The 19,683-nt window shown below is 67.3% G+C and carries 16 protein-coding genes; 7 read left to right on the plus strand and 9 right to left on the minus strand.

All coding sequences use genetic code 11. The features are described from left to right. Nucleotides 1-23 precede the first annotated feature (23 nt). From fabV to queA, 6 genes are all read right to left on the minus strand, one after another. Complete coding sequence (fabV, locus tag AC1DIQ_RS07540) at nucleotides 24-1,283, minus strand: enoyl-ACP reductase FabV (RefSeq protein ID WP_478049762.1); 1,260 nt, start codon at nucleotides 1,281-1,283, stop codon at nucleotides 24-26. Nucleotides 1,284-1,949: 666 nt separating this feature from the next. Continuing rightward, nucleotides 1,950-2,924 carry a protein translocase subunit SecF gene (gene secF / locus AC1DIQ_RS07545; protein WP_121042091.1) on the minus strand — a complete coding sequence of 325 codons (975 nt, stop codon included), beginning with the start codon at nucleotides 2,922-2,924 and terminating at the stop codon, nucleotides 1,950-1,952. 19 nt (nucleotides 2,925-2,943) lie between these two features. Beyond that, nucleotides 2,944-4,797 (minus strand): protein translocase subunit SecD, encoded by a 1,854-nt coding sequence (gene secD / locus AC1DIQ_RS07550; RefSeq protein ID WP_152151625.1) that lies wholly within the window; start codon nucleotides 4,795-4,797, stop codon nucleotides 2,944-2,946. Nucleotides 4,798-4,855: 58 nt separating this feature from the next. After that, entirely contained in the window at nucleotides 4,856-5,200 is a 345-nt protein-coding gene (gene yajC / locus AC1DIQ_RS07555) for a preprotein translocase subunit YajC (protein ID WP_121042087.1), read from the minus strand. A gap of 154 nt (nucleotides 5,201-5,354) precedes the next feature. Beyond that, complete coding sequence (tgt, locus tag AC1DIQ_RS07560; RefSeq protein WP_121042085.1) at nucleotides 5,355-6,485, minus strand: tRNA guanosine(34) transglycosylase Tgt; 1,131 nt, start codon at nucleotides 6,483-6,485, stop codon at nucleotides 5,355-5,357. A gap of 66 nt (nucleotides 6,486-6,551) precedes the next feature. Beyond that, nucleotides 6,552-7,583, minus strand: coding sequence for a tRNA preQ1(34) S-adenosylmethionine ribosyltransferase-isomerase QueA (gene queA / locus AC1DIQ_RS07565; protein WP_478049763.1), 1,032 nt, complete (start codon nucleotides 7,581-7,583; stop codon nucleotides 6,552-6,554). Between the two features lie 247 nt (nucleotides 7,584-7,830). On the opposite strand from queA, the gene AC1DIQ_RS07570 reads away from it, so the two are divergent. Further along, nucleotides 7,831-9,327 (plus strand): aminotransferase class III-fold pyridoxal phosphate-dependent enzyme, encoded by a 1,497-nt coding sequence (locus AC1DIQ_RS07570; RefSeq protein ID WP_478049764.1) that lies wholly within the window; start codon nucleotides 7,831-7,833, stop codon nucleotides 9,325-9,327. A gap of 283 nt (nucleotides 9,328-9,610) precedes the next feature. Further along, the gene (locus AC1DIQ_RS07575; protein ID WP_019183145.1) at nucleotides 9,611-10,204 is read left to right on the plus strand and encodes an LOG family protein; all 594 of its coding nucleotides are present in this window, start codon (nucleotides 9,611-9,613) and stop codon (nucleotides 10,202-10,204) included. Between the two features lie 21 nt (nucleotides 10,205-10,225). Here the strand turns inward: AC1DIQ_RS07575 and AC1DIQ_RS07580 are convergent, their stop codons facing one another. After that, complete coding sequence (locus AC1DIQ_RS07580) at nucleotides 10,226-13,087, minus strand: bifunctional diguanylate cyclase/phosphodiesterase (protein ID WP_121042079.1); 2,862 nt, start codon at nucleotides 13,085-13,087, stop codon at nucleotides 10,226-10,228. A 224-nt stretch (nucleotides 13,088-13,311) separates the two neighbouring features. Between AC1DIQ_RS07580 and AC1DIQ_RS07585 the strand changes: the two genes are divergently transcribed. The 5 genes from AC1DIQ_RS07585 to AC1DIQ_RS07605 all read left to right on the plus strand — a co-directional run bounded on the left by AC1DIQ_RS07585 (nucleotide 13,312) and on the right by AC1DIQ_RS07605 (nucleotide 17,517). Next, complete coding sequence (locus tag AC1DIQ_RS07585) at nucleotides 13,312-13,866, plus strand: RNA polymerase sigma factor (RefSeq protein WP_121042227.1); 555 nt, start codon at nucleotides 13,312-13,314, stop codon at nucleotides 13,864-13,866. After that, nucleotides 13,863-14,843, plus strand: a complete 981-nt coding sequence (locus tag AC1DIQ_RS07590) for a hypothetical protein (RefSeq protein WP_461770380.1) — start codon at nucleotides 13,863-13,865, stop codon at nucleotides 14,841-14,843. Before AC1DIQ_RS07585 ends, AC1DIQ_RS07590 begins: the two co-directional genes overlap by 4 nt. A 44-nt stretch (nucleotides 14,844-14,887) precedes the next feature. Beyond that, nucleotides 14,888-15,496: an IMPACT family protein gene (locus AC1DIQ_RS07595; RefSeq protein WP_478049765.1), complete on the plus strand. Its 609-nt coding sequence runs from the start codon at nucleotides 14,888-14,890 to the stop codon at nucleotides 15,494-15,496. Next, entirely contained in the window at nucleotides 15,489-17,255 is a 1,767-nt protein-coding gene (locus AC1DIQ_RS07600) for an ABC transporter transmembrane domain-containing protein (protein ID WP_282259322.1), read from the plus strand. Before AC1DIQ_RS07595 ends, AC1DIQ_RS07600 begins: the two co-directional genes overlap by 8 nt. A 67-nt stretch (nucleotides 17,256-17,322) precedes the next feature. Then, nucleotides 17,323-17,517, plus strand: a complete 195-nt coding sequence (locus AC1DIQ_RS07605) for a hypothetical protein (protein ID WP_121042071.1) — start codon at nucleotides 17,323-17,325, stop codon at nucleotides 17,515-17,517. Between the two features lie 147 nt (nucleotides 17,518-17,664). Here AC1DIQ_RS07605 and AC1DIQ_RS07610 read toward each other — a convergent pair whose 3' ends face one another. Together AC1DIQ_RS07610 and pdxY are read right to left on the minus strand one after the other, a co-directional pair. Next, nucleotides 17,665-18,777: a prephenate dehydrogenase gene (locus AC1DIQ_RS07610; RefSeq protein ID WP_478049766.1), complete on the minus strand. Its 1,113-nt coding sequence runs from the start codon at nucleotides 18,775-18,777 to the stop codon at nucleotides 17,665-17,667. After that, on the minus strand, nucleotides 18,774-19,682 hold the full coding sequence (gene pdxY, locus AC1DIQ_RS07615) for a pyridoxal kinase (protein ID WP_282259327.1): 909 nt from the start codon (nucleotides 19,680-19,682) through the stop codon (nucleotides 18,774-18,776). The genes AC1DIQ_RS07610 and pdxY overlap by 4 nt, the downstream gene beginning before the upstream one ends. Nucleotide 19,683: the final 1 nt, after the last annotated feature.

Here is a 19,683-nt window from a genome sequence, read left to right on the forward strand (position 1 = left end):
TTGGTCGGCATCCCTCCTTCCGATCAGGCCATCTCGACCAGGTTCGGAATCTTCACATCGGTGGCGACATCGGCGTCGTAATCCACGCCCTCCACGCCGAACCCGAACAGACGCAGGAAGTCGGCCTTGTAGCCGGCCAGATCGCTGATCTCGTACAGGTTCTCGTTGGTCACCTGCGGCCACAGCGCGACCACCTCGCCCTGCACCTCCGGTGCCATTTCCTTGTAATCCGCGCGCAGGCGGCCGGCGTCATCGATCAGCGCGACCTTGCGCCCGCCATCGGTGACCAGATCGTGGCGCAGGCGCTCGGATGCGGTGCCCGCGTCCTTGCCGCCGTAGAGGATGTCGTACAGGGTATCGAGCTGCTCGATGCAGCCTTCGTGCGTGCCCTTGGCCTTCATCACCTTGAACAGCAGCGACAGGTACAGCGGCATGGTCGGGATCGCCGAGCTGGCCTGGGTGACCACCGCCTTGAGCACCGACACGCGCGCATCGCCACCGATCGGGGCCAGCTTCTGGCGCAGGCCGACGACCTTCTCGTCCAGATCCTTCTTCGCCGCACCGATGGAGCCGTTCCAGTAGATCGCCTGGGTGATCTCCTCACCGACGTAGGTGAAGGCCGTGGTGGTCGCGCCCTCGGCCAGCACACCGGCCTGGAGCAGCGCATCAATCCACATCTGCCAGTCTTCGCCGCCCATGACGGCGACGGTGCCGGCGATCTCTTCCGGCGTGGCCGGCTCGATCGTGGTCTCGGTGATCACTTCCTTGTCCGTATCCAGGCCACGCAGCGTGATCGGCGCACCGATCGGCTTGAGCGTGGAGCTGATCACTTCACCGGTCTTGGGATGCTTGCGGCGCGGCGCGGCCAGGCTGTACACCACCTGGTCGACCTGGCCGAGGTCCTGCTTGATCAGCTCGATGACCTTGGCCTTGACCTCATCGGAGAACGCATCGCCATTGACGCTCTTGGCGTACAGACCGGCCTGATCGGCGTACTTATGGAACGCGGCGGTGTTGTACCAGCCAGCGGTGCCGGGCTTGGTCTCGGTGCCCGGGCGCTCGAAGAACACACCCAACGTGGCGGCATCGCTGCCGAAGGCAGCGGTGATGCGCGCAGCCAGCCCGTAGCCGGTGGAGGCACCGAGCACCAGCACCTTCTTCGGGCCGTTGGTGATCTTCGGCTTGGACTGGATGTAATCGATCTGCTGCTTGACGGCCGCATCGCAGCCGACGGGATGGGTGGTGACGCAGATGAAGCCGCGCACACGCGGTTTGATGACCATGTAAACCTCGAGGGGGACTGGCGCAGGGCGGACCGGCGCGATGAAAAGGGAGGTCGCGCGCCACCGGAGCGGCTGCGCGGAACGCAAGGGATCGTAGTGCGCAGCGCTGCGGAGTACAACCGACGGGGGTGTATGTTCCTTGTGGCCTGGGACCGGTGAGGGCAGAGCGGGACGCGCCGTGAATCCGTCCCTGGAGGCTTGACACCCGCATCCCTGCGGGTGACGGTCCCGCCCTGCCCTCACCGGCCCCTGCCCGACACAGGGTCGCTGCGGACGGGAGAGCAGCCACGCATGGCGTGGCTCTACGCACCACACCTGATGGGGCGTCAAGTGCCTTGCACGCCAGCGCGGGTGCCGGTGCTTTGCTGTGCCTTGCGTTGCCTTGCTTCGCTCTGCCCTACCAACCGCCCTCCAGCCCCCTGTCTGGAGGGTGACGGGTAGCGATGTGCAGGACCGTTGGAGCGCCATGGATGGCGCTCACGAGCCCCCAGGGATGGGTTTACGGCGGGTCCAGCACAGCGCTACCCGTCACCCTCCAACAGTGAGCATCCAAGGCGCCGCTGTGGCTCTGGCTCTCGCTTCGGCTGCGGCTCTGGCTCTGGCCCTGAACAAAAAGAAAGGCCGCGCAGTGCGCGGCCTTTCAGATGTTTCAAACCACCAGAAACCTTACGGACGACGCTCCAACGCTTCCACGTCCTTGGCCTTCGGCAGCAGATCCTGCTTGGTCACCGCCAGCGCGCCCATGGTCAGCAGCGGGCAGGCAATGAAGATCGACGACAGCGTACCAATCACCGCACCGATCATCTGGCTCAGCGCCAGCCCTTCCAGCGAACCACCACCGTACAGATACAGCGCCAGCACCGACAGGAAGAACACCAGCGAGGTGATGATCGTGCGCGACAGCGTCTGGTTGATCGACCGGTTCATCACTTCCAGCGGCTCCACACGCAGGCTGCGGAAGTTCTCACGCACACGGTCGAACACCACGATGGTGTCGTTGATCGAGAAGCCCATCACCGACAGCAGGCCGGCCAGCACGGTCAGATCGAACTCACGGCCACTCAGCGAGAAGTAACCCGCCACCACCAGCACGTCGAACAGCGTGGTGATGATCGCCACCATCGCGAACTTCCACTCGAAGCGGAAACCGATGTAGATCAGGAAGCCGATCAGCACGAACAGCGCCGCATACAGGCCGTTCAGCGCCAGCTCCTTACCGACCTGCGGGCCGACGAACTCGGCACCCACGATGGCGGCCTGGTTGCCCTCCATCGAGATCGCCTTCTGCACGGCTTCGGCGGTGCGGTTGTTGGCCTCACCGGCGTTCTCGCCTTCGGCCATCTCCTGCGGCTGCAGACGGATCAGCAGGTTGCTGCCGCTGCCGAAGCTCTGCACCTGGGCACCGGCATAACCGGCGCCTTCCAGGTGCTCGCGTACGGCATCGACGTCAGCGGGCTTGTCGAAGCGGACTTCGACCACGGTGCCGCCGGTGAAATCCAGCGCGTAGTTGAAGCCCTTGAAGGCAATGCAGCCGATGGCGGCAATGAACACCAGCGCCGCCAGACCGATGGCCACCCAGCGGGTGCGCATGAAGTCGAACTTGGTGTCGTTCGGGATCAGATGCAACGGGAAAAGTTTCATGGTTTCTATTCGCTTCCCGTCAGATGGCCAGGGTCTTGAGCTTCTTGCGGCGGCTGTAGACCAGCACGGCAAGGGCACGCGAGACGGTAATTGCAGTGAACATGGAGGCCAGGATGCCGACGATCATGGTCACGGCGAAGCCCTTCAACGGACCGGTACCGAACGCATACAACGCCACACCCGCCAGGATGCCGGTGAGGTTGGCGTCCAGGATGGTCCCGGAAGCCTTCTCGTAACCGGCCACGATGGCCGTCTTGGGCGGCATGCCGGCCCGCAGCTCTTCACGGATACGTTCGTTGATAAGCACGTTGGCGTCGACCGACAGGCCGATCGACAGCGCCAGACCGGCGAAGCCGGGCAGCGTCATCGTCGCGCCGAACAGCGACATCACCGCCACCACGATCAGCAGGTTGAACAGCATGGCCACCGAGGTGATCACGCCGAACATGCGGTAGTACACGGTGAAGAAGATCAGGGTGAACAGGAACGCGAAGCCGACCGCGGTCACGCCGCGCTCGACGTTCTCCGCACCCAGGCTCGGGCCGACGATGCGTTCTTCAACGAAGTCCATCGGCGCGGCCAGCGAACCGGATTTCAGCAGCTTGGCCAGGTTTTCCGCCTCGGTCTTCTCAAGGCCGGTGGTCTGGAAGTTCTTGCCGAACACGCCGTTGATGTTGGCGACCGAGATCACTTCTTCCTTGACGCGGAAGCTGCGCACTTCCTTGCCATCGACCACGTTCACGGTCGGGATGCGTTCGGTGTAGACCACCGCCATCGGCTTGTTGACGTTGGCGCTGGTGAAATCGAACATGCGCTGGCCGCCGACGTTGTTCAGCGTCACGCTCACAGCGGCGGCGCCATTCTGGTCGGTGGTAGCCTGGGCGGCGACCATCTGGTCACCGGTCACGATCACGCGCTTGTTGAGCAGGATCGGGCCACGGTTGTCACGCTGCTGGTAGACCTTGGCCTCCGGCGGGATACGGCCGCTGGTGATCGCGTCCTGGGCATTGCCCTCCACCACGGCGCGGTATTCCAGCGTCGCGGTGGCACCGATCATGCGCTTGGCTTCGGCGGTGTCCTGCACGCCCGGCAGCTGCACGACCACACGGTCGGCACCCTGGCGCTGGATGATCGGCTCGGCCACGCCAAGCTGGTTGACGCGGTTGCGCAGCGTGTTGACGTTCTGCTCGATGGCGCCGTTGGCGATCGCGGTCAGTTCGGCCTCCGGCATGCTCACGGTGATGCGGTTGCCCGCCACCTCGTAGCCCAGCGTCGGCTGCGCCTTGACCATCACTTCGCGGGCACGCGCGGCGGCATCGGCACCGGCGGACGGGCTGATGCTTGCCACGATGGTGTTGTCGCCACGACGCTCGACCGACTGGTAGGCGATGCGGGCATCGCGCAGGCTGGTGCGCACGTCTTCGGCGTAGGCATCCAGACGCTTGTCCAGGGCCGCCTTCTGGTCGACCTGCAGCACGAAGTGCACGCCGCCCTGCAGATCCAGGCCCAGCACCATCGGCTTGGCGCCGAGGTCGCTCAGCCACTCCGGCACGGTGGAGGCCAGGTTCAGGGCGACCACGTAGTCCTCGCCCATCTCGTCGCGCAGGGCGTCGTTGGCGGCGGTCTGCGCCTGCAGCGTCGGCAGGCGCACGATCAGGCTGTCGCCTTCCTTGGCCACCGACAACGGCTCCACGCCGGCCTGCTTGAGGTCACCCAGCACGCGGTCGCGCAGGGCGTCGTCGATCTGCCCGCCACGATTGGCGGTGATCTGCACGGCAGGGTCCTTCTGGTAGATGTTGGGCAGTGCGTACAACGCACTGACCGCCAGCACGATCAGGATGAGGAAATACTTCCAGCGTGGAAATTCGAGCATTGCTTGGGTCCCGCGCGGTGCCCGTCCCGGCACCGCGGTTGAACGGAAAGGAGGTGGATCAGTTGGCCGACTTCAGCGTGCCGGTCGGCAGCACATTGCCCACGGCGCCCTTCTGCACGCGGATGCGCACGTTCTCGGCCACTTCGATGGTGATGAAGTTGTCGCCGATGTCGGTGACCACGCCGGCGATGCCGCCGTTGGTCAGCACTTCATCACCGCGCTTGACCTTCTCCAGCATGGCCTTGTGTTCCTTCTGGCGCTTCATCTGCGGGCGGATCATCAGGAAGTACATGATCGCGATCAGGATGATCGGGAACAGCAGGGTGGTCAGGCCCATGCCCTGCGACTGGCCACCGGCGGCCTGGGCGTTGGCGGTGGGAATGAGGAAGGCGAGCAGGTTCATAGTGTGTCCTTGGGTTGGGAGGCGCCCTGCCCCTTGCAGGGTYAGGGAGTCGCCGCGAAACGGGGGTCAGCCTCGAAGTATGCCATGGCCCCGGGAGTTCGTCCTTGGGCCGTTTGGCAGGGTCGGCGCGCCGGATCGGCCGGCGGGGGTCACTTTACAGCGCAGGCGTGACCGCTCCACGAGCCGCGTAGAAAGACTCGCGGAAGGCGGTAAAGGTTCCCGCCGCGATCGCGGCACGCATGTCGGCCATCAACGTCTCGTAGTAATAGAGGTTGTGGATGGTGCCCAGCATCGGTGCCAGCATCTCGTTGCAGCGGTCCAGATGGCGCAGGTAGGAGCGCGTGTAGCCGCTGGTGCAGGCATGGCAGCCGCAGCCCGGCTCGATGGTGTCCATGTCGCGCTCGTAGCGGGCGTTGCGGATGCGCACCGTGCCGAACGAGGTGAAATAGTGGCCATTGCGGGCATTGCGGGTCGGCATCACGCAATCGAACATGTCCACGCCGCGGGCGACGCCTTCGACCAGGTCCTCCGGGCGGCCGACGCCCATCAGGTAGCGCGGCCGGTCGGCCGGCAGGATCGGGTGCATATGGTCGAGCATGGCGTTGCGTTCGTGCTCGGGCTCGCCCACGGCCAGGCCGCCGATGGCGTAGCCGTCGAAGCCAATCTGCTGCAGGCCCTCGGCCGAGCGGCTGCGCAGGTCGTGATGGACGCCGCCCTGGACGATGCCGAACAGCGCCGCGTCATTGCCCAGTTCATCGTGCGCGTTGCGGCTGCGCTGCGCCCAGCGCAGGCTCAGCTCCATCGAGGTGCGTGCGACCGGCTCGGTGGCCGGGTACGGGGTGCACTCGTCGAAGATCATCACCACGTCCGAATCGAGCACCTTCTGGATGCGCATGCTCTCTTCAGGGCCCAGGAACACGCGGGCGCCGTCGGTCGGCGAGGAAAAGGTCACGCCCTGCTCGGTGATCTTGCGGCGGTGGGCCAGCGAGAACACCTGGAAGCCGCCGGAGTCGGTCAGGATCGGGCCGTTCCAGCGCGCGAAGCCATGCAGGCCGCCGTGGTCGGCGATCACGTCCAGGCCCGGGCGCAGGTAGAGATGGAAGGTGTTGCCCAGGATGATTTCCGCACCCAGCGCGCGGATCTGCTCCGGCAGGATGCCCTTCACCGAGCCATAGGTGCCCACCGGCATGAAGGCCGGGGTTTCCACGGTCCCGCGCGGGAAGGTCAGGCGGCCGCGGCGGGCGCGACCGTCGGTGGTCTGGAGCTGGAACTGGAGTCGGGACATGGAGCGGTCATTCGGGCAGATAGTCTGCCATTGTCGCCGAAAACGGCCGCGCCTGCCCTGCGGCCGTCAGTCCCCCTGGGGGAACAGCAGCATCGCATCGCCATAGCTGAAGAAGCGGTACTTTTCCGCGATCGCGGCCTGGTAGGCCTCGATCACCCGGGCCTGGCCGGCAAACGCCGAGATCATCATCAGCAGCGTGCTTTCCGGCAGATGGAAGTTGGTCACCATCGCGTCCACGCTGCGGATCCGGTAGCCCGGGGTGATGAAGATCTGGGTTTCCCCGGCGTAGGGCAGCAGTTCGCCGTCGCGCATGGCGCTTTCCAGCGCACGCACCACGGTGGTCCCGACGCCGATCACCCGGCCGCCCGCAGCCCGGGTGCGGCGCACCTGCTGGACCAGCTCGGCGCCGACGTTCAGCCACTCACGGTGCATCACGTGTTCTTTCAGATCGTCCACGCGGACCGGCTGGAAGGTGCCCGCGCCCACGTGCAGGGTCACGTGGCCGAAATCCACGCCCTTGTCCTTCAACGTGGCCAGCAGGGCCTCATCGAAGTGCAGGCCGGCGGTCGGGGCGGCCACTGCGCCGATCTCGCGCGCGAACACAGTCTGGTAGCGCTCGCGGTCGTCCATACCCGGCTCGCGCTGGATGTAGGGCGGCAGCGGCAGCCGACCCGCGTGCAGCAGCCATTGCTCCAGCGCCTCGGGCACGTGGAACTGCAGCACGTAGAACTCGCCATCGCGGCCCAGCACCTCGGCCTCGCCACCGGCGTCGAGCGCGATGCGGCTGCCCGGCTTGGGCGACTTGCTGGCGCCAACCTGCGCGCGGGCCTGCTGGCCACCGAGCAGGCGCTCGATCAGGATCTCGACACGGCCGCCGCTGGCCTTCTGGCCGAACAGACGCGCCGGGATCACCCGGGTGTCGTTGAAGACCAGCAGGTCGCCGGGCTGCAGCAGGTCGGGCAGATCGCGCACCTGGCGGTGCTCGAAGGCGGCCGGGGCCGGCGGCACCACCATCAGGCGGCTGGCCGAGCGTTCGGCAAGGGGCGCCTGGGCAATCAGTTCAGGCGGCAGGTCGTAGTTGAAATCGGACTTCTTCAAGGGAGCGCACGGCAACGTGTAGGCAATGTCGGCCATTGTACGACTGGCCCTCGATGGCAACGAAGGATTCGCCAAACGTCGCGCAAAATGCTGCTTTGCAACAGTTTTTGACGGGGTTATCGCGCGAAAAACCGCGTGCTAGCATCGAGCCGGAAGTCTGATGCACGAGCAGGAATGCCCGAAGCGCGCGCGAATAGACGCGCGTTTTGCTTTTCCGCCGTGCCGCCATCGTTTCAGGAGATCTGCAATGAGCTTCATCGAACGTCTCGCCCCGCTCCGCGCCCAGCCCGGCACCCGCCTCACCACCGGCCTGGATGACGCCACCCTCGAACGCCTGGCCGCCGGCCACCCTGCCCTGGTCGCCGCCATCGACGCCGCCGCCGCTGAATTCGAGCGCGTGCGCGCCGATCTTGGCGGCCTGCTGGCACTGGACGAGCGCGCCCAGATCGATGCGATGCAGGAGGGCTTCGTCAATTTCTATGCCGATGATGCGGTCACCCCGTACGTTGCCCTCGCCGCCCGTGGCGCATGGGTGGTCACCCTGAAGGGCGCGGTGCTGTACGACGCCGGCGGCTACGGCATGCTCGGCTTCGGCCATACCCCCGAGGCGGTGATGGAGGCCATGGCGGCGCCGCAGGTCATGGCCAATGTGATGACGCCCAGCCTGTCCCAGCAGCGTTTCATCCAGGCCCTGCGCAAGGAGATCGGCCACCGCCGCGGCGGCTGCCCGTACAGCCACTTCATGTGCCTGAATTCCGGCTCCGAAGCGGTCGGGCTGGCTGCCCGCATCGCCGATGTCAACGCGAAGCTGCAGACCGACCCGGGTGCCCGCCACGCCGGTGCGAAAATCAAGCGCGTGGTGGTCAAGGGCAGTTTCCACGGCCGCACCGACCGCCCGGGCCTGTATTCCGATTCCAGTCGCAAGACCTACATGCAGCACCTGGCCAGCTACCGCGGCGAGGACACGGTCATCGCGATCGCGCCCTATGACGAAGAGGCGCTCAAGCGCGTGTTCGCCGAGGCCGAACAGAACCACTGGTTCATCGAAGCGGTGTTCCTGGAGCCGGTGATGGGCGAAGGCGACCCCGGCCGCTCGGTGCCGCCCGCGTTCTATGCGCTGGCCCGCGAACTGACCCGCCAGCACGGCAGCCTGCTGCTGCTGGACTCGATCCAGGCCGGCCTGCGCGCGCACGGCGTGCTGTCGATCGTGGATTACCCGGGCTTTGAAGGCCTGGACGTGCCGGACATGGAAACCTACTCCAAGGCGCTCAATGCGGCGCAGTTCCCGCTCTCCGTGCTGGCCGTGACCGAGCACGCCGCGCAGCTGTATCGCAAGGGCATCTACGGCAACACCATGACCTCCAACCCGCGGGCGCTGGACGTGGCCTGCGCCACACTGTCGCTGCTGACCCCGCAGGTGCGCGAGAACATCCGCGTGCGCGGTGAGGAAGCCGTGCGCAAGCTGGAACAGCTCAAGACCGAGCTGGGCGGGCTGATCACCAAGGTCCAGGGCACCGGCCTGCTGTTCTCCTGCGAGCTGGCCCCGCAGTTCAAGTGCTACGGCACCGGCTCCACCGAAGAGTGGCTGCGCAACCACGGCATCAATGTGATCCATGGCGGTGAGAACTCGCTGCGCTTCACCCCGCATTTCGGGATGGACGGCGAGGAGCTGGACCTTCTGGTCGGCCTGGTCGGCCGCGCGTTGAAGGAAGGTCCGCGCCGGGAGCAGTCACAGGCGGCCTGAGGCCGGCGTCCGTGCGGGTATGAACCCGCACGGAGGGTCGCCGACCGTCGGCACGAACGACGGCAGCTGACCAACGGCCGGGTCTGCCCCGGTGCGCCATCCCGGTGGAGCCGACCGTTGCTCGGCCGTCGTCACCGATGGCCGATTGGCCCCCGCGCCCGAAACGCGCGATAATCCGCCACCGCACCTGCGGAACGACACCCCGTCACGAGACCAGCGCACCGGTCATCGGCGGGGCTTTTTCGTTTCCGGTCGCTACAGATTCGGACAACAGGAAGATCCAATGAAGTCGATTTGCGTTTACTGTGGTTCCAACCCCGGCAGCAAGCCGGTCTACACCGAGCGCGCCATCGCGCTGGGTGACCGCATCGCCCGCGACGGCCTGCGCCTGGTCTACGGCGGCGGCAACGTCGGCCTGATGGGCACCGTGGCCAACGCCGTGCTCGCCGGCGGCGGTGAAGTCACCGGCGTGATCCCGCAGCAGCTGGCCGATTGGGAAGTGGCTCACCGCGGCCTGACCGAGCTGGAAATCGTCGGTTCGATGCACGAGCGCAAGTCGCGCATGTTCGACCTCTCCGATGCCTTCGTCGCCCTGCCCGGCGGTTTCGGCACCATGGAAGAAATCTTCGAGATGCTGACCTGGCGCCAGCTGGGCATCGGCAACAAGCCCTGCGCGTTCCTGGATGTGGACGGCTTCTATGCCCCGCTGATCGGCATGATCGATCGCATGGTCGAAGAGCGCTTCCTGCACCCGGCCCAGCGCGCGGATCTGTGGTATGGCTCGGACATCGATGAAATGCTGGCCTGGATGCGTGCCTACGAGCCGGCGCAGGCCTCCAAGTGGATCGACGAAAAGCGGGCCAACGCGCTGCGTTGATCCCTGCGGCGCCGCGACGGTTCAGGCCGTCGCGGTGGTTGCCATCGGGGCCGGCCTGCCGAGCAGATAGCCCTGGCCGTAATCGCAGCCGAGCTGCAGCAACGTGTCGTGCTGGGCCTGGGTTTCGATGCCCTCACCCACCGTTTCGATGCCCAGCGTGCGCGCCAGTGACAGCACGCCCTGCACCAGCGCATGCGTGCTCTGCATGTCCTGCCCGTGCAGGCCGGCGATGAAGGACTGGTCGATCTTCAGCGTCGAGATCGGGAACCGGTGCAGGTAGGACAGCGCCGAGAAGCCGGTGCCGAAATCATCCAGCTGCACCAGCACCCCACGCTCACGCAGGGTCTGCAGGATACGCAGTGTCCGCGGGCCGTCATCGAGCAGCGCCACCTCGGTGATCTCCAGCCGCAACCGGTGCGGATCGGCACCGGCCGCTTCGATCAGGCCGAACAGGCGCGTGCTGAAATCGGCCGAGCGGAAGTGGCGCGGCGATACGTTCACCGAGAGATAGCCACGGCCACCGCGCGCGAGCTGGGTGATCACCTGTTCGTACAGCAGCCAGTCCACCTGTTCGATCAGGCCGCTCTCTTCGCCCAGATCCAGGAACGCACTCGGCAGCAGCAGCCCGCGGCGCTCATGCTGCCAGCGCAGCAGCGCCTCGTGGCCGACCAGTTCGCCGTCGCTGAGCCGCACGATCGGCTGATAGAACGGCATGAAATCCCGGTTGATGATGGCCCGCCGCAGGTCCGCCTCCAGATCCAGGCTGCGCAGGGCCTGCTCGCGCATCGCCTCATCGAATACGGCGCAGCGATCATTGCCCTGCGCCTTGGCGCGGTACATCGCCGCATCCGCATCGCGCACCAGTTCCTCGCCGTTGCGGTAGCGCGGGTTCCACATGGCGATACCCAGGCTGCCCGAGGGGAACAGCTCGCGCCCCTTCACCCACATCGACTCTTCCAGCGCCACCAGCATCCGCTGGGAAAACTCCAGCGCCGAGGCCAGGCCATCACCGCACTGGAGCAGGATCGCGAACTCATCGCCGCCCAGCCGCGCGACCACGTCCTGCGCGGAGATCATCGAGACGATGCGCTTGGCCACCTCCACCAGCATCTGGTCACCGGCAGCATGGCCGATGCTGTCGTTGACCAGCTTGAAGCGATCCAGGTCCAGAAACAGCACGGCAAAGCCCTGGCTCTCGTTGGCGCGCGCACGCACGATCGCGTCTTCCAGCCGATCCAGCAGATGCAGGCGGTTGGGCAGCCCGGTCAGCGCGTCGTGCATGGCCTGGTGGGTGAGGCGCTGTTCGGCACGCAGGCGCTCGCCGATCTGGCCCAGCAGTCTGTCGTTGACGTCGGCCAGCTCGCGGGTGCGCTCGTCCACGCGCTGTTCCAGATCGGCATGCGCATTGCGCAGCCGCTCCTGGTCGCGCTGGCGGGACAGCCCGTTGCCGATGTTCTGTGCCACGAAGGTGAGCAGCCGCTGGTCGTGCACGGTGAACACCACCTCCGGCGAATAACTCTGCACCACGATCACACCGACCACATCGTCATCGCTCAACAACGGCACACCCAGCCAGCAGTTCGAGCGCGCGCCGAACTCGCGCACCACGCCACTGTCGCGCAGCGCATCGATGCGCTCGCGCGTGGCCAGCAGCGGTTGCCGGTTGCGCACGATGAACTCGGTCAGGCCTTCACTGAAGGGGCGCGGTGCGCGCGAGGGGTTGTACTCATCCACCGAGTACACGAACTCCAGCCCATCCCCCCTTTCATTGACCAGCGCGATATAGAAGTTGCGCGCATCCAGCAGCGTGCCCACGACCCCATGCACCTGGCCGTAGTACTGCGACAGCGATTCAGCGCTCATCGCCAGCTCGGCGATGTTGAACAGCGCCAGCTGCAGTTTTTCGGCACGGCGGCGCTCGACCACCTCCTCCTGCAGGTTGCGGTTGGCGCGCTGCAGTTCGACCGTGCGGCGCTCGACCTGGCGCTCCAGCTGCACCTGCGCCTGGCGCCGGTCCATCGCGGTCAGGATGTGCTGGGCGACATAACCCAGCAGGGTGCGGTCGGCCTCGCCATAACGCGCCCGGTGCTCGTAGCTCTGCACCACGATGGCACCACAGACCCGCCCATCGCGCAGCATCGGCACGCCCAGCCAGTCCAGGCTTTCCGGCCCACGCTCGGGGTCGTGCTCGTCATCAAGGACGGCCAGCAGCTCCCGCGAGGGCCCGCTCAATGGCTCGCCATGCCGCAGCAGCGCGAAGGTGAGGCTGCGCGGCATTTCGTGTTCTTCGTAGCTGCGATCCGGGTCAGCAACGAAATCATCTTTCTGGTCGGCGAAATACAGGAAGCGGACCCGGTGGCGGATGTCGTCGTATTCGACGATGAAACAGTTCTGCGCGTACATCAGCGAATTGAGCACGCGATGGAAGTGGCGCAGCATCTCGGCCATTTCCAGATCCGCACCGGCCAGATCGGCGATTTCATAGAGCGCCTGCTGCAGGCGTTTGGACTCCTCCAGGGAGGCGATCTCGCGGCGCTGCCTCGCCAGCAGCAGGGTGCTCTGGAACAGGGAGCGCGCCAACGCCCACCACGTGTCCGGCGGTGTCGTCCCGGCGGCCAGGGTCACCTCCAGCGTCAGGTCGGCGCCGCTGTGGCTCCAGCGCTGCTGAAACGCCATGCCGGCCGAGGCCGCCTGACGCCGCGCGGGAACAGCGTCCGCCGGCGGGGTGCGGCCCTGAGGGTGGTCCAGAGCGCCCTCGCCCAGCACCGGATCCGACCAGGCCAGCGTGATCGCCGCCCCGGCCGGCAACAGGGCGCACAACGCCGTGGCGACCGCGGCAGGGATCACCGCATCACCGTCCCGTTGCACTGAAGAGGTCACCATCTGGCTGGACACGTCGCTCGTCTCTCGGGCGCCGGCTGCCCGGCACCTCCCCTGTCCTGCGAGCATAACGCGCAGACCGGGGGGCAATGGAAGCGCTTCAACCCCATCCGGCGCTGCTGGACGTTGTTACTGCCGTGCCCCAGGTCATCGCCATGCCATCCCGCTCCGCCGCCGCGCGCGCCGTCGACTATGCGAACACCCCCGCAGCGCTTACTCTGTGCGGCGTGGACGCCCTTGCCCTGCCGACCGATGAAGCGCTGATGCTGGCCTGGGCCGGCGGCGACCTGCGTGCGTTCGAGGCGCTGTATGGCCGTCATCGCAGCCGTCTGTACAGCTTCCTGCTGCGCCAGCTGCGCGATGGCGCGCTGGCCGATGAGATGTTCCAGGATGTCTGGCAGCGCGTGATCGCCGCGCGCGCCGGCTGGCAGCCGGACGCCGCCTTCACCACCTGGCTGTTCCGGATCGCCCACAACCGCCTCAACGACCACTGGCGTGCGGCCAGGCACCGGCCTGCGGCCCCGATCGACGCCGATGAGCGGGTCGCGGCGATCGCCGATGCGCGCACCCCGGAAACGCAGCTTTCAGAGTTCGAACAACGCCGCCAGCTGCAGCTGGCAATGGAGCAGCTGCCGCCGGAGCAGCGCGAGGTCCTGCAACTGCGTCTGGAACAGGAATTGAGCCTGGAAGAGATCGCCGAGATTACCGGCGTCGGCCGTGAGACAGTCAAATCGCGACTGCGTTATGCCATGGACAAACTACGCGCGGGGTTGAGCGGATGAACCGCCCGGATTCGCTGACCCCGGAAGAACGCGAACTGGCCCGGCTGCTGGGTCGGCCGAGCGCGACCGGTCCCGCACCGGCGATCGACGAGGCCGTACTCGCGGCCGCGCGTACCGCCGTGGAAGCACCGGCTGCGGACGCTGCTACCTGGAAGCTGCCGCCGGCTGCGCCGGTGCGGGCAACGCGCCCGCGTTCGCGCCTGCCGGCGGTGTTCGGCCTCGCCGCCTCGGTGATCTTCGCGGTCGGCATCGCCTGGCAGCTCAAGCCTGAAGAACCACCCGCGCCACCGCTGGCCGAACCGGTTGCCGCACCCGTACCGGGCGCCGCCGCATCGAGCACGGCAAGGACGGAGGCTGCGCCGGCGCTGGACGCCGCACCGCCACCGGCCCCGGTCGCTGCACCGCCCGTGGTCCAGCAAGCGCGCATGGCGAAAGACACAGCGGCCGCCACCGCGCCAACCGCGGCGCCTGCGCCCGAGCATGCGCGGACGGCCGCCCCGCCCCGCCCGGAAGTGATCACGGCACCCGCGCCGCCTGTTTCCGCACCAGCGCCGGCCCCGGCCCCGGCGCCAATGATGCCGGCACCGGCACCGGAGGCGGCATCGGCGTATGCCATGGACACAAGCGAACCGGCGCTGGACAGCGTCGTGGTGACCGGCTCCACGATGGACCGCGAAGCACCGCGTGCGGCGCTAAAAAGCGCAGCGCCAGCCAAACCCGCGCCCAGCGCTCCCGGCGTGATGCGCCGCGCCGCCGGGCCGATGGCGGCGCCCGCCTCGGCAGACGAGGCGGTACGTGCCCTTCACCAGGCCGTCGCTGCCGATGCCGGACTGCCGCGCAAGCAATGGCTCAAGCGCATCCGCGAGCGACGCGATGCCGGCGATGTGGATACCGCACGTGCCAGCCTGGAGCGTTATCTGCAGCAGTACCCGGAAGTGCGCATCCCGCGCGACCTCCGCCAGCTGCTCGAGAACTGACGCGGCGCGTACGGTGATCAGGCATCCCCACTAGAATGATGGGAATGCCCGATACGCTCGCCACCCCCGTCAGCCACAGCCTGGAGATCAAGCACAGCCGCTTCATCGCCCATGCCGCGCCGATCCAGAATGCGGCGGCCGCGCTGGAGTTCCTGCAGCAGGTCGCCGTCGCCGATGCCACCCACAACTGCTGGGCCTACCGCTACGGCAACGACTACCGCTCCAGCGACGATGGCGAGCCATCCGGCACCGCCGGGCGCCCGATCCTGGCCGCCATCGATGGCCAGGGCTTCGACCGGGTGATGGTGGTGGTGACACGCTGGTACGGGGGCATCAAGCTCGGTGCCGGTGGCCTGGTCCGCGCGTATGGCGGGACCGCCGCCGAGTGCCTGCGGGTGGCCCCGCGGGTGCCCCTGATCGCCATGGCCGAGCTGGACGTGCAGGCCGGCTTCGAGGATCTGGGCCCGCTGCATGCCGCCCTGGGCGCCCATCTGGCCGAGAAAGTGGACGAAGCGTTCAGCGCCGACGGCGTGAACCTGCACCTGCGCTTGCCGGCCGATCAGGTCGAACCGTTGAAAAACCGCCTCCGCGACGCCACTCGTGATCGTGTCCGTATTGAATCCCGCATCGAACCAGGCCCATCGAATGACTGACGCACCCGTTCCGAACGACACGCCGATGCGCCGATTGGGCAGCTTGAACACCTTGTGGCCGTTCGTGCGCCGGCACGTCGGGCTGTTCAGTGCCTGGCTGGTGGCCTTGGCGGTGTCCTCGGTGGCCACCCTGAGCCTGCCGGTCGCGGTGCGCCAGATGATCGACCACGGCTTCACCAGCGGCGGCCAGATCAACAAGGCGTTCGCGCTGCTCTTCCTGGTGGCGGTGGTGCTGGCGCTGGCCACCGCCGCGCGCTTCTTCTTCGTCTCGCTGCTGGGCGAAAAGGTGGTCGCCGATCTGCGCAGCCGCCTGTATGCCCACCTGATCACGCTCGGCGCCGGCTTCCACGACCGCAGCCGCAGCGGCGAGCTGGTCTCGCGCCTGACTGCCGACAGCGAACTGCTGCGCAGCGTGATCGGCTCGACCATGTCGGTGGCCCTGCGCAGCAGCGTGACCGTGGTCGGCAGTCTGGTGATGCTGTTCGTCACCAGCCCGCACTTGGCGGCGTGGTCGCTGGTCGGCATTCCGCTGGCGGTGTTGCCGATCATCATCGGCGCCCGCCGCCTGCGCAACATCGCGCGCGCCAGCCAGGACCGCATCGCCGATGCCAACAGCCTGGCCTCGGAAACGCTGGGCGCGGTACGTACCGTGCAGGCCCATGCGCGCGAGCCGTATGAACGCGGCCGCTTCAATGCGGCGCTGGGCGATGCGATCGGTGCCGCCCGCCGTCGCATCCGCGCCCAGTCGATCGTCACCGCCAGCGCCATCGTGCTGGTGTTCGGTGCCATCGTCGGCGTGCTGTGGCTGGGCGCGCACGAGGTGATCGACGGCAACATGAGCGCCGGTACGCTGGGCCAGTTCGTGCTGTATGCGCTGATCGGCGGCGGTTCGGTCGGTGCGCTGGCCGAGGTCTGGAACGAGCTGCAGCGTGCGTCGGGCGGCATGGGCCGCATTGCCGAGCTGCTGCAGGAAGACGTGGAGATCACGGCCCCGGCCCACCCCACCCCGTTGCCGCAGCCACTTCGCGGCGAGATCCGTTTCGAGGATGTGGTGTTCCACTACCCGCAGCGCCCGGATACCGCTGCGCTGGACCATGTGGATCTGCACGTGCGCCCGGGCGAAACGGTCGCGCTGGTCGGCCCGTCCGGCGCCGGCAAGAGCACCATCCTGTCGATGCTGCTGCGCTTCCACGATCCCGCGGCCGGTCGCATCCTGGTCGATGGCGTGGACCTGCGCGAGGTCGATCCGGCGCAGCTGCGCGAACAGCTGGCGCTGGTGCCGCAGCAGCCGACCCTGTTTGCCAGCAGTGCGTTCGAGAACATCCGCTACGGGCGCCTGGAGGCGACCGATGAGGAGGTGCAGCGCGCGGCCGAAGCCGCCGAGGCCGATGAATTCCTGCAGGCCCTGCCCGAAGGCTATGCCAGCGAGCTGGGCGAGCGCGGTGCGCGCCTGTCCGGCGGCCAGCAGCAGCGCATCGCCATCGCGCGCGCCCTGCTCAAGGACGCCCCGATCCTGCTGCTCGATGAAGCCACCAGCGCGCTGGATGCGCAAAGCGAACGCGCGGTGCAGCAGGCGCTGGAGCGGTTGATGGCCGGCCGCACCACGCTGGTGATCGCGCACCGCCTGGCCACCGTGCTCAAGGCTGACCGCATCGTGGTCATGGACCACGGCCGCATCGTCGCCCAGGGCACGCATGCCGAGCTGCTTGCCGAGGGCGGTCTCTACGCCGAACTGGCGCGCCTGCAATTCATCGATTGATGACGGGCCGGTAACACCGGCCATCGCATCCTGCAGCCCTCACTGGATGCGCTGCAGGAGGTGTTTCATGTCGTTCCGACAGTTCCCCGCCACGGATGCCAACGGCGACGATTACGTCATAATCGAGTTCAAGGATGAGCAGGCCGATGCCGCTGCAGGCAGCGGCCAGAGTGCGCGTTACGAGCTGGCCGATGGCCGCCATCTGATCCGCGACGGCCGCGAGTTCCGCACGGCGGGCGGCGAGCTCACGCTCGTCACCTGAGGCGTTGAAAAAAAGTTACGCGGATGTTGGTCAATTTTTGACCAAGCATCTTGACAGCCTTTTACTGCAAGGCGCGTACGCACTTATCCACACGTTTGTGCGCAGATCATCCACACCCCCTGTGGATGAATGCTGCAGCGCACCGTGTCAACGAACCAGCACGCGGCCGATACCGGAGGCATCGATCTCGATGGCCGCCGCCTGCAGTGCGAGGGCATCGCTGCCTGCCACGAAGCCCACCCGGAAGTGCACCTCACCGGCCGGCGTACGCGATGAATGGATCGAAGCCAGGCTGACCCGGTGCCGCTCGAACACGTGCAGCAACTCGCGCAACGAGCCGGGCCGGTCTTCGGGCAGGTGCACACTGATCGCGTTGCGTTCGGTGAGATCGGCCAGCAGGTAGCCGACCCGCTCAAAGGTGTAATTGCCATCGGCCAGCACCTCCGCGCCCAGGCTGTCGCGGTTGTCCAGCAGCAACTGCTGGCGGAACGCTGCGCGCGCCGCGTCATCGCCCTTCTCCAGCTGCGCCCGCAACTGCTGCAACTGGGCCAGCAGCCGGTCCAGCATCGGTGCCACGTGCGGATTGCCGAACTGGATGTCTTCGTAGATCGCCGGATTGAGCGAGAGGATGCGCGCGATGATCGCGGTATCCAGCTCGAACGAGGCCGAACGATACGGCATCAACGCCGGCAAGGCACCGAGGATCGGCGCGTATTCGCGCAGCACACCGGCCTGGGCCAGATGCGTGGCATGCACCATCGCCTGCACCAGCGCCATGACCTGGTCATGGTGCTCGGGCGTGGCGCGTACGCACTCCGCTTCCAGTGCCTCGCACAGCTGCTGCACGAACGGCTGCCACCGCGACAGGCGCGCCTCGCAGACCACCATCACCCTGCCCTTCAGCGTCGGCGCCTTGGGCGGGGCCGTCATCGGATGCAGGCCCACCACCTCGGCCTGCGAGGCGAGCATCGCCTCCACCGGCGCCGATTTGACCGAGGTGACATCCAGCCACAGGCGACCGGCTTCACGACCGGCCGAGCGGGCCACGTAGTCGGCGATCAGCGCGGGCGTGTGCCGTATCGGTGCGGAGAAGATCAACACCTCGGCGCGATCAAGCAGCGTCTCCGGGCTCTCCGATTGCGGATCGGCTGGATCGTGGCCGATCACCTCCAGCCCCAGGCGCTGCTCCAGGAACCGGCGCAGCCAGCGCCCGTAGGCACCGTCGCTGCCGACGATGCCCACCACCGGCGTCAGACTCACGCCAGGCGCTCGGGAACGAAGCGATCCGGCAGTGCCAGCGCCGCCGGCGCCGCGGCCAGAACATCGAACTCTTCGTGGCCGTTGGCCAGCGTGGTCTCCAGCGCGACATGCACGCCGGCGATGGCGCGCGAGATCGCCTGTTCGAAGGTTTCTCCCCGCAGCAGGAACGCCACCAACAGCGACATCAGCACGTCGCCGGTACCCGCCACGTCCACCGGTAGATGCGGGGAGGACCAGCGCCAGATCGCGTCGCGGCTCACCGCGAGCGTGACCAGCTGGCCCGGATCGCCGCCGACGCTGTGCGCCAGCACCCACTCCGGGCCACGCGCCAGCAGTGCCTGCGAGGCGGCGATCGCATCGTCCTGGGCCAGGCTCGGCATGCCGGTCAGGCGGCCCAGTTCAAAGGCATTGGGCGTGACCAGCCAGGCATGCGGCAACAGACGCTCGGCGAAGACGATTTCCAGGCCCGGCTCGACATAAGGGCCGGTGTGGGTGTCGCCAATGACCGGGTCCAGGCAGTAGCGCAGCTGCGGCGAGGACGGCAGCACCGCATCGAGCCAGTCGGCGAAGGCCGCACCGTTGCCGACGCTGCCGAAGTAGCCGGAGACCAGCATCTTCGCCCGCTGCGGCAGGCCACGCTCACCGGCGCCGAGCAGCAGGTCGGCGAACCAGTCCGAGGGCAGCACACGGCCGCGCGTGGTTTCATAGAACGGCGCGTTGCTGAGCAGCGTGGTGGGGATTTCGGCCACGCGCACGCCCAGCGCGCGCAGCGGTGGCACAGCCGCGCTGTTGCCGGCATAGCCGTACACCAGCTGGGACTGGACCGAGATGACGTCGACCGGCGACGGACCGTCCGGGCGCTGGCGGCGGCCGTGGACCAGGTGGCTTTCGAGGGATTCGTTCATG

The organism is Stenotrophomonas sp. 05L413 (genome assembly GCF_056397945.1).